Here is a 9624-nt window from a genome sequence, read left to right on the forward strand (position 1 = left end):
GGTCCTGCGCCCGCCGCGCGTCCCCGCCGACCAGGCCGGGTTCGACGCGCTCGCCGCCGCCAACCGGGCGCGGGGCGAGCGGTGCCGCGCCACCGACCCCGAGCTGTTCGACCGCATGGACTCCGGCAGCGACGCCCGGGACGTCGAAGCCATCCGGGTCGCCCTCGGCGAGCCGCGGGTGAACTTCATCGGCACCTCGTACGGCGGCATGATCGCGCAGGCCTACGCCCGGCGGTACCCGCACCGCGTGCGCACGGTCTACGTCGACGGCACGGCCAACCACAGCACCCGCGACTGGGACCGCGAGCTCGACGCCATCGCGCGGGACAACGAGGCGTTCGTGCGGCGGTTCCTGGACTGGGCCGGGTCCGGCGTGGAGCAGCGCTGGCAGGCGTTGGTCGCCCGCGCCGACCGCGAGCCCGTCCCGGCCGTCACCGCGAACACCGACTACGACGGCACCCAACTCCAGGCGCTGCTGTTCCTCAAGGTCCGGTCCGGCCCCGACCGGTGGGCCGAGGCGCTGGCCGCGCTCACGGCGGCCGAGGCGGGTGACGCCTCCGGTTTCGCCCTCCCCGGCCGCGACCCGAACCCCGGTCTGCCCGGCGGCGGGGTGAAGGAGTGCCTGGACTTCCCGCAGCCGGACCACCGGCAGATGACGCGCACCGTCGAACGGCTGCGTCGCCTCGCACCGAACACCGGCGCGTCCTTCCCGCTGGTCTGGCACCTGTCGGTCACCTGCTCGGGCTGGCCGACGCCGACCGCCAACCCGCCCGCTCCCCTGCCCCGGACGCTCCCGCCGTTCCTGGGCGCGGGCACCTGGATGGACTTCGCGGCCACCGAGCGGGTGACCGACCAGGTCCCCGGCAGCCGCACGATCTTCCACGACGGCCCGGGGCACAACCTGTTCGCCGGCATGGCGAACCCGTGCGTGATCGAGCACGTGAGCGCCTACGTCACCGACCGTCGACTACCACCCGCGGACGTCACCTGCCCCTGACCTCACTCCCCGGGTGGTGCACTGGGCCATGATGTACGGCGTGGAGTCCACCCGGGTGGACCGCTGGCTCTGGGCGGTCCGGTTGACCAAGACGCGATCCGATGCCGCGGCGGCGTGCCGGGGCGGGCACGTGCGCGTCAACGACAAGCCGGCCAAGCCCGCCACGTCCGTGACACCGGGTGACGAAGTGCGGGCGCGAGTGGGTGACACGACCCGGATCGTGGAAGTCGTGCGGGTGATCCAGAAACGCGTCGGTGCGGTCGACGCGGTGACCTGCTTCATCGACCGCACCCCGCCGCCACCACCGCCGACCGAGGCGCCCGCGCCCGTCGCCCGCCGTGAACGCGGTGCCGGACGGCCGACCAAGCGCGAGCGCCGGGTGCTGGACAAGTTCCGCGGCGGACAGCTCTGAGTGGTCCCGCACCACCGAGCCACACGCCGTGCCGCCGTTCGAGTGAACCCGAGGGCTCACGTCTAACGGGCGATCGCGCGAAAACGATCAAGCCAGGGCGAAGGGGGAACCGAGCACGATCGACGGCTAGGAGGCCCCGTGGCCCGCGACCGGCGGAAAGAGCGCAACGAACGGGTCGGGTCGGCGCGCTGGCGGTTGCGGGAAGGCGACTCGGCGCTCGCCGCCGGACGACTGCCGGAAGCCCTCGACCTCTACGCCGTGGCCGCGTACGAGCTGGCCGACCTGGACCGCGCCGATCGCGAGGTCGCCGCGCTGCTCGCGCACGCGTTGGCCGGTCACGGGCGGGTGGACCGCGAGCTGGGCAACCCGCGCCGCGCGTTGGGCACGTTGACGAGCGCCGTGACCCTCGTGGAGGAAGCCGAGCCGAACAGCCCGCTGCACGCCGTCGTGCTCACCTGCTTGGGGTGCGTGCTGCGCGACACGGGAGCGCTGGACGACGCGATCACGGCGTTCACCGACGTGCTGACCATGCAGCGCGCGGCGGACCGGACGGGCGAGAAGGTCGTCGGTACGCTCAACGAGCTGTCCCGCACGCTGCGGCTGGACGGCGACCCGCGAGCCGCCGAACGCGCCGCCCGGGAGGCCGTCGAGCTGGCCGAGCGGATCGAACCCGGTGGCTTCGCCGCCGCGATCAGCCACCACCACCTCCGTCAGGCGTTGGACGACCTCGGTCGGCCCGACGACGCCGAACCCCACCTCACCCGGAGCATCCTGCTCCTCCTTCGCCACGCACCGGGCGCGTCCGTGACCGCCGACGCCGTCGCCCGGTGGTGCGAGGTGCGGCTGGAGCGCGAGGGACCGCACGACGTCCTGCCCCACATCGACCGGCACCTCGCCGTGGTCGAACCGCAGGCGCCCGGCACGCCGGTGGTCGGCGTGCTGCGGCTGTGGCGGGGCATCGGGCTGGCCTCGCTCGGCTCCGCCGAAGCCGACGACGAGGCGCGGCGCGAGCTGGTGGCCGCCGAACGCGTCCTGGCCGACCACCCCGACCAGGCCGACCACGTCGCCCGCGCCAGGGGCGACCTCGCGCGCTTGGCGAAACCGTCGACGCCCTGATCCGCCTCGGGCCGGTGGCCTGCGACCTGCCACGAGTTGCCTGGCACAGCGTGGTTCCCGGTTGCCGAGGATGTAAGTAAGCGCTTTCCAGACGCAGGAACAGCGCGAGATGTGTGACAGAGACCACCATGCACCTCCGTGACGGCGCGGTCGCGAAGAGTTGCCGGAAGGCCGGCAATTCCACGCGACCTATGCTCGCCCCCATTGGCATTACGCCACTTGCGGACCGTTCATGAGCGAATCTCATATCAACTTACGAATGGAGTGGACCTAATCGCGCGCTTACCTGAAGACAATTTCAGGAACGCGCTGTCACGGACCGTCACCGATTTGCGCGACGGCCGCCCAGTACCCCGGTTTCGCCGGGGCGTTACTTTTCCCAGGCCCGACCGCAGATGTCGACCATGCTCGTGACCTGCCGCAACACGTCCTTAACGCCGTGTCGATCACCGGCTGTGTCGATCACCGCGATCGATCGGACAGGAATACTTGCCCGGTCGGGCAGGCAATGGCGGAGAACCGAAGCATCCTGGTAGACCGGTGTTGCTGCCCCGCGTCGGCCGAGTGTGTGATGGGCGGCAAATTCGTTCCGGGCCGCACAACACACCGGGGAGTCGTGCTGCCCGAAATCTGGTGCCACCGAACATGGGGGGAATACCCAGTGAGTCTCGCAACCCGGACGACCAGCTACTTCACCACTCCGCAACACGAGCGGCTGCGCCACCAGGTGCGCGAGTTCGCCGAGGCGGAGGTCGCGCCCGCGGTGGCCGCGATGGAGGAGTCGAAGGCCGTCCACCACGAGCTGTCCCGGCTGATCGCGCAGCAGGGCTGGCTCGGCGTCACGGTCGACCCGCGGTACGGCGGGATGGGTCTGGGCCACCTGGCCAAGACGATCATCATCGAGGAGCTGTCGCGCGTCAGCGGCGCGATGGGCGCCATGGTGCAGGCGTCGCAGCTCGGCGTGGCGAAGATCGTGCACTTCGGTGACGAGCAGCAGAAGCAGCGGTGGCTGCCGATGGTGAGCGACGGGCGCTGCCTGCCGACCATCGCGGTGACCGAGCCCGAGGCCGGCGGGCACGTGCTCGGCATGTCCAGCACGGCCGAGCGGGTGGGCGACGAGTACGTGCTGAACGGCCGGAAGGTATTCGTCGGCAACAGCCACGTGGGCGACCTGCACGGCGTGGTGGTGCGCACCGGGCCGGGCTCGAAGGGCCTGTCCGCGTTCCTGGTGGAGGCGACCGCGCCGGGCTTCTCGCTGGCGCCGCACCGGCCCGCCATGGGGCTGCACGGCTTCAGCTTCGGCGAGCTGATCTTCGACAACTGCCGCGTGCCGGCCGAGAACCTGCTCGGCGTCGAGGGTGACGGCCTCGCCGTCGCGTACTCGTCCAGCGTCCTGTATGGACGGCCGAACCTGACGGCGGTGTCGTTGGGCATCCACTGCGCGATCGTGGAGCAGACCGTCCGGTTCGCGAGCACGCACCACCGCTACGGCAAGCCCCTGTCCGAGCTGCCGACCGTGAAGCAGAAGCTGGGCCAGATGCAGTCCCAGCTGATGACCGCGCGGCTGGCGGCCTACTACGCGGCGCACATGCTCGACCAGGGCATCCCGTGCGACGCGGACCTGATCAGCGCCAAGCTGCTCAACGTGGAGTCCTCTTTGGACTCGGCACGCACGGCGATGGAGGTCCACGCGGCGTACGGGCTGGACCCGGACCGCACCATCGAGCGCCTGCTGCGCGACGCCAACCACATCTACTCACCCGCCGGCACCTCGGACATCCAGCGCCTGCGGCTGGCCGAGGTCGCGCTGGGCACCTACCGGGACCAGTGGTCGGCACGGCTGTCGGAGAAGCTGCGGGCGAGCAGCGTCGGGCTGGACCGGGTGACGCTGGTGGCCGGCGAACCGGCGAACCTCTCGATCGGCGCACCCGCGGTCGCCGTTTCCTCCTGAGCGCGGAGGGGGTGTCCCGGTCGGACCGGGGCACCCCTTCCCGCTACGGGATCGGCCGCACCTCGCCCTGCCGCGGCTCACCGAGCTTCACGGCCACCACTCCGCCGAGGATCAGCCCGCCGCCGGCCAGCTGGACCGCGCCCGGCGCCTCGCCCAGCAGCAGCCACGCGAACACCAGCGCCGCCACCACCTCGGTCAGCGCCACGAACGACGCCAGCCGTGAGCCGAGCCGCCTGGTCGCGGCGATGCCGGTGACGTAGGCGAGCGCGGCCGTCACGACGCCGAGCGCGAGCAGCGGCAGCCACCACGCGACCGCGTGCCCGTCGAACACGACCGGCTCGGTCGACACCGCGAACGGGACGATCCCGACCGCGCCCGCGACCAGGAGCACCGCACCACCCAGCCACAGCCCGCCGGCGGCCAGGACGGTGCCGGGCAGCCCGTGCTCGTCCCGCGCGTTGAGCACGAAGTACGCCGCCGCGCCCACCATCGCGGCCAACGCCCACAGCACGCCGACGGCGCTGACCCGCGTGCCCGACAGGACGTCGAGCACCAGCAGCAGGCCGATCAGCCCCAGCGCCGCGCCGAGCACCGTCAGCCGGGTGGGGCGCTGGCCGTGCCGCAGCCACAGCCACCCGACCACGGCGACCGGCGCGGTGTACTCGACCAGCAGCGCGACGCCGACCTCCAGGTGCGCGACGGCGTTGAAGAAGGCCAACTGGCACCCGGCCACGGCGACCAGCCCGTACGCCGTGATCAGCGGCGCGGTGCGGCGCAGCAGGTGCCACCGGCCGCGCAGCCCGACCGCGGCGAACGGCGTGAGCACGACGGCGGCCAGCAGCACCCGCACCGCGACCGCGGCGGCCGACGACCAGCCCGCGTCCATCAACCCGCGCGCCAGCGGCCCGGACAAGCCGAACGACGACGCCGACAGCAGCGCGAAGCCCAACCCGGCCCGCAGCCGTCCACCCGCCAGCGTGTCATGCGTCATCGTCGTCATGACTCATGACGCTATGGACCGGGCCGGTAATCTGTCAACATGCTCTTCACCCATGACACGGTCGCGTCGCTCGTCGCCGCGGTCGCCCTGGTGAACTCGGCCGAGGAGCCGGACACGTTGACCGACCGGGCGCGGCTCGACGCGTTCTTCGCCGAGCACGGCTACACCGGATCGCGCACGCACGACGACGCCGAGCTGGAGGCGGTGCGCGCCATGAGGGCACCGCTGCGCCGGCTGCTCACCGCCGACCGGGACACCGCGGCCCGGCTGGTCAACGACATCCTGGCCGAGCACCGGGCGGTGCCCCAGCTCGTGCGGCACGACGGGTTCGACTACCACCTGCACGCGACGGACCCCGGGACGCCGTTCGCGGAGCGCATCGCCGTCGAGACGGCCATGGCGATGGTCGACGTGATCCGCGCGGACGAGCTGAGCAGGCTCGCGGTCTGCGCCGACGACACCTGCGGCGGCCTGGTCCTGGACCTGTCCAGGAACCGCTCGCGCCGCTACTGCAGCACCACGTGCGGCAACCGGGTGGCCGTGGCCGCCTACCGCGCCCGCAAGGGGTGACGGCCCCGCACCGCTACCGGGCTCGCTCAGCAGGCTTGGGGGAAGTCGAAGAACCGGTGCGGGTCGTAGACCGCCTTGACCGCGACCAGCCGGGCGTGGTTGCCCGCGTGGTACGCCGCGGCCCAGTCGTCGAGCGCCGGGTCGGGGAAGTTGGGGTAGACGCGGCCGGAGCCGTCGGGGTGGGCGGTCGCCCAGGAGTCGTCGACCCACGGATCGGCCGCGTCCGCGACGTGTTCGAGCAGGAAGCGCTCGCCGCGGTGGGCGAAGGCGGTGGTGTCCTCGGCCACCCGGTTGTACGCACCGCCCATCGCGGTGAACGCGAGCTGCCGCCGACCCGTGCCGCCGTCCAGCCGGGTCAGGAGCGACGCGACGGTGTCGCGGGCCAACGAGTGGGAGAAGAACTCCGACCTGATCCGCACGGGCCGTCCGGGCAGGTCCCGCGGGTCGGCGAAGGTGCTCTTCAGGCGGTGGTACGGCAGGCCGGGGCGCAGCTCCACCGAGGACGCCGCGCCCACCCGGTCGACGAACTCCCGCACCAGTTGCCGCGTCGGCCCCTCGGCCAGGGTGCAGCCGCCGAAGAGGGTGGCCCGGACCGGTGCGCCCGGCTCGGCCCGGACGGTGAGGTTGGCCGTCAGCTCGTCCGGGGCGTCCGGTGCCCAGGCCTGCCAGGCCGTGACCAGGTCTTCGACGGCGGAGCCCGACCAGTGCGCCTCGACCCGGGTGGTCGTCGGCTCCGGGACGGTGGCGAACCGCAGTGACGTGACCACGCCGAACTGGCCGCCGCCCGCGCCGCGCAGGGCCCAGAACAGGTCCGGTTCGCGGTCGTGGTCGCAGTCCACGACCCGGCCGTCCGCCAGCACGACCCGGGCGCCGACGAGGCGGTCGCAGGTCAGCCCGTACCGCCGCCCGAGCAGCCCGATCCCGCCGCCCAGGGTGAGGCCGGCGATGCCGACGGTCGGACCGCACCCGGCCGGCAGGGTCCGCCCGTGGACGTGCAGCGCCGCGTAGACCTCCGCCAGCCGGGCTCCCGCGCCGATCGTGGCGACCCCGTCCGCCGTCACGGACACACCGTCGAGACCGGACAGGTCGAGCACGATCCCGTCCGTCGACGACCGGCCCGCGAAGCAGTGCCCACCGCTCCGGGGGACGACGCGGTCCCCGGTGGACCTGGCGTGCGCGAGGGTGTTGACGACGTCCGCGACCGAGCGGCACCGGACCACCAACCGCGGCCGGACGTGCCGGTAGGCGGGGTCGACCGGGCGGCGGACCGCCTCGTAGCCCGCCGAACCGGGGCTGAACAGCTCGCCGTCGAGGGAGTCACCGAACCGGGTCAGGTCGCGCACCGGTCCGACGCTACGAGCGGCGCGACGCCGGTTCTTGAACGGATCGCGCAGGATCAGACCCGCGGCGGCCTGTCCCGGGTCGCGAGGAACGGCCGGTAGGACGCCGAGTGCTCGTGGCCGCACGCGCAGCGGTCGAGGGCACCGCCCAGGAGCCGACGCGGGGTGAGGCCGGTCAGGCGCAGGCACTCCCGATTCAGGTGGGCCTGGTCGGCGTACCCCGCGTCGACCGCCAGCCCCGCCACGCCACGCCGTCCGGCGGCCGGGGCTCCGGCTTGGGCCAGCGCGAGGAACCCCTGGAACCGCAAGGTGCGCTGGAGGACCTTCGGGCTCGTCCCGACCGCGTGCAGGCAGCGGCGGCGCAGTTGGCTCGCGGACAGCGCCAGGCGGGTGGCCACGGCATCCACGCCGACCGGGTGCCACGGCATCAACGCCCGCACGGCTTCGCGCACCAGATGGTCCACAGTGGACTTGCGGCGGAACTCGTGCAGGAGGTGCGCCTGGAGGTGCCGGAGCGCGCGCTCGGGCGTGCCGGCCCCGGCCATCACGTCCACCAGGCGGTCGACCCGCCTGCCCCACAGGTCGGCCAGGTCGAGCCGTTGGTCCACCAGGTCGTCGAGCGCGACGGGCAGCGGCGGCGCGGCCCCGGGGTGGAACCGCACGCCCACGACGGTGGTGCGCGCCGGGATGACCTCGACCGCCGAACCGGTCAGCGGACCGACGAACCGGGGCCGGCCGCCGATCGGGAAGTGGATCTCCACCCCGCCGGTGGGCAGGTGCCGCTGCGCGTACGCCGCCCCACCGGTGCGCTGGACCCAGACCGTCCGGACCACCCCGGCCAACCCCGGTGACGGCGGACGTTCGACGTAGGACTCCATCGCGGCCATCGTCGCACGTCCGAGCGGGTCCGATCACGTCCGAGCGGCACGAGGCCCGGAGTGCGGGCACCTCCACGGGGGTGCGCAGCCCGTGACCCACATCACCCGGTTGGCTGCCGCTTATCGACACTGATAATGATTACCATTCCCTCGATCTCGTCGACACCCCTTCGGAGGAGCACGCGTGGCGCACTTGTTGATGATCGAGAGCTGGGTCGGCGCGATGAGTTCGCTGCTGCCGCGGGCGATCCACGAGTCCGGCCACCGGTTCACGTTCCTGACCCGCGACCTGCACCACTACCTGCGCTCGGCGCCGTCGCACCCGCACCCGTTGCTGGCGGCGGACAACGTCCTCACCACCGAGACCAACGACGTGCCGTCCCTGCTGTCCTTCGTGGAGCGGGCGCACGACCTGCTGGCGTTCGACGGCGTGATCTCCTCCTGCGACTACTACCTGTCCACGGTGGCCGAGGTCGCCGCGCACCTCGGCCTGCCCGGCTCGGACCCGCGCGCCGTCGAACGCGCCTACCGCAAGGACCTCACCCGCACGACCACCTCGGCGGCCGGGGTGCCCGGGCCGCGCTTCGCCCTGGCCGAGGACTGGGCGGGCACCGCGAAGGCCGCCGCCGGGCTGGGCTACCCGCTGGTGGTCAAGCCGGTCGACCTGTGCGCCGGGATGGGGGTGCGCGAGGTGCGGGACGAGGCCGGTCTGCGCGAGGCGTTCCTGGCCCTGGAGGCGTTCCCGGTCAACGCCCGCGGCCAGGAGCGGGTGCCGACGGTGCTGCTGGAGGAGCTGCTCGTCGGTCCCGAGGTGAGCGTGGAGACGGTGACCGAAGCCGGCACGACCCACGTGATCGGGGTGACCGACAAGAGCCTCGCCGGCCGGCCGTGGTTCGTGGAGAGCGGCCACATGTTCCCCGCCGCGCTGGGCGACGCCGACCGGGACGCCGCCGTCGACACCGCCGTGACCGCGATCGGGGCGCTGGGCCTGGAGCACGGGGTGGCGCACACCGAGGTCAAGCTGACCGCCGACGGCCCGCGGCTCATCGAGGTCAACCCGCGGCCGGCGGGCAACCGGATCACCGAGCTGGTCCGCCGCGTCACCGGGATCGACCTGCCGTCGGTGTTCACCGAGCTGGCCGTCGGCGGGCAACCCGACCTGCGGGCGCGCGAGACCGGCGTGCGCAGCGCGGCCATCTCGTTCCTGCTGCCCCCGCGCGCCGGGGTGGTGGCGGGGATCGACGGCGTCGAGGCACTGGCCACCGACGCAGACGTGGTCGACTGGGCCGTCAAGCCCGCCGGGCACCGCGCCGGCGAGCCGACCAGCAACAACAGCTACCTCGGGCACGTCATGGTCACC

9 protein-coding genes are annotated in these 9624 nt (G+C 73.0%); 6 read left to right on the forward strand and 3 right to left on the reverse strand.

Features of this window, described 5'->3' with window-relative positions; genetic code table 11:
• From AB0G02_RS21070 to AB0G02_RS21085, 4 genes are all read left to right on the forward strand, one after another.
• Positions 1 to 997, forward strand: a 997-nt coding sequence (locus AB0G02_RS21070) for an alpha/beta fold hydrolase (RefSeq protein ID WP_360796990.1), incomplete at its 5' end; no start/stop codon positions are given.
• Between the two features lie 40 nt (positions 998 to 1037).
• Positions 1038 to 1409: a S4 domain-containing protein gene (locus AB0G02_RS21075; protein ID WP_360797006.1), complete on the forward strand. Its 372-nt coding sequence runs from the start codon at positions 1038 to 1040 to the stop codon at positions 1407 to 1409.
• A gap of 138 nt (positions 1410 to 1547) precedes the next feature.
• On the forward strand, positions 1548 to 2525 hold the full coding sequence (locus AB0G02_RS21080) for a tetratricopeptide repeat protein (protein ID WP_360796992.1): 978 nt from the start codon (positions 1548 to 1550) through the stop codon (positions 2523 to 2525).
• Between the two features lie 661 nt (positions 2526 to 3186).
• Positions 3187 to 4476, forward strand: coding sequence for an acyl-CoA dehydrogenase family protein (locus tag AB0G02_RS21085; protein ID WP_360796994.1), 1290 nt, complete (start codon positions 3187 to 3189; stop codon positions 4474 to 4476).
• A 43-nt stretch (positions 4477 to 4519) separates the two neighbouring features.
• Here AB0G02_RS21085 and AB0G02_RS21090 read toward each other — a convergent pair whose 3' ends face one another.
• Positions 4520 to 5476 carry an EamA family transporter gene (locus AB0G02_RS21090; RefSeq protein WP_360796996.1) on the reverse strand — a complete coding sequence of 319 codons (957 nt, stop codon included), beginning with the start codon at positions 5474 to 5476 and terminating at the stop codon, positions 4520 to 4522.
• A 39-nt stretch (positions 5477 to 5515) separates the two neighbouring features.
• On the opposite strand from AB0G02_RS21090, the gene AB0G02_RS21095 reads away from it, so the two are divergent.
• Complete coding sequence (locus tag AB0G02_RS21095; RefSeq protein ID WP_360796998.1) at positions 5516 to 6046, forward strand: CGNR zinc finger domain-containing protein; 531 nt, start codon at positions 5516 to 5518, stop codon at positions 6044 to 6046.
• 26 nt (positions 6047 to 6072) lie between these two features.
• Here AB0G02_RS21095 and AB0G02_RS21100 read toward each other — a convergent pair whose 3' ends face one another.
• Together AB0G02_RS21100 and AB0G02_RS21105 are read right to left on the reverse strand one after the other, a co-directional pair.
• Positions 6073 to 7389, reverse strand: coding sequence for an FAD-dependent oxidoreductase (locus tag AB0G02_RS21100; protein ID WP_360797000.1), 1317 nt, complete (start codon positions 7387 to 7389; stop codon positions 6073 to 6075).
• A 53-nt stretch (positions 7390 to 7442) separates the two neighbouring features.
• Positions 7443 to 8273 (reverse strand): AraC family transcriptional regulator, encoded by an 831-nt coding sequence (locus AB0G02_RS21105; RefSeq protein ID WP_360797002.1) that lies wholly within the window; start codon positions 8271 to 8273, stop codon positions 7443 to 7445.
• A gap of 175 nt (positions 8274 to 8448) precedes the next feature.
• Between AB0G02_RS21105 and AB0G02_RS21110 the strand changes: the two genes are divergently transcribed.
• Positions 8449 to 9624, forward strand: a 1176-nt coding sequence (locus tag AB0G02_RS21110) for an ATP-grasp domain-containing protein (RefSeq protein ID WP_360797004.1), incomplete at its 3' end; no start/stop codon positions are given.

This window comes from Actinosynnema sp. NPDC023658 (assembly GCF_040639995.1).
Classification (GTDB): domain Bacteria; phylum Actinomycetota; class Actinomycetes; order Mycobacteriales; family Pseudonocardiaceae; genus Actinosynnema.

Excerpts from the sequence above, each read along its gene's own strand:
- AB0G02_RS21090 (WP_360796996.1), bottom strand. The coding sequence starts at position 5,476 with ATGACGACGATGACGCATGACACGCTGGCGGGTGGACGGCTGCGGGCC.
- AB0G02_RS21095 (WP_360796998.1), top strand. The coding sequence starts at position 5,516 with ATGCTCTTCACCCATGACACGGTCGCGTCGCTCGTCGCCGCGGTCGCC.
- AB0G02_RS21105 (WP_360797002.1), bottom strand. The coding sequence starts at position 8,273 with ATGGCCGCGATGGAGTCCTACGTCGAACGTCCGCCGTCACCGGGGTTG.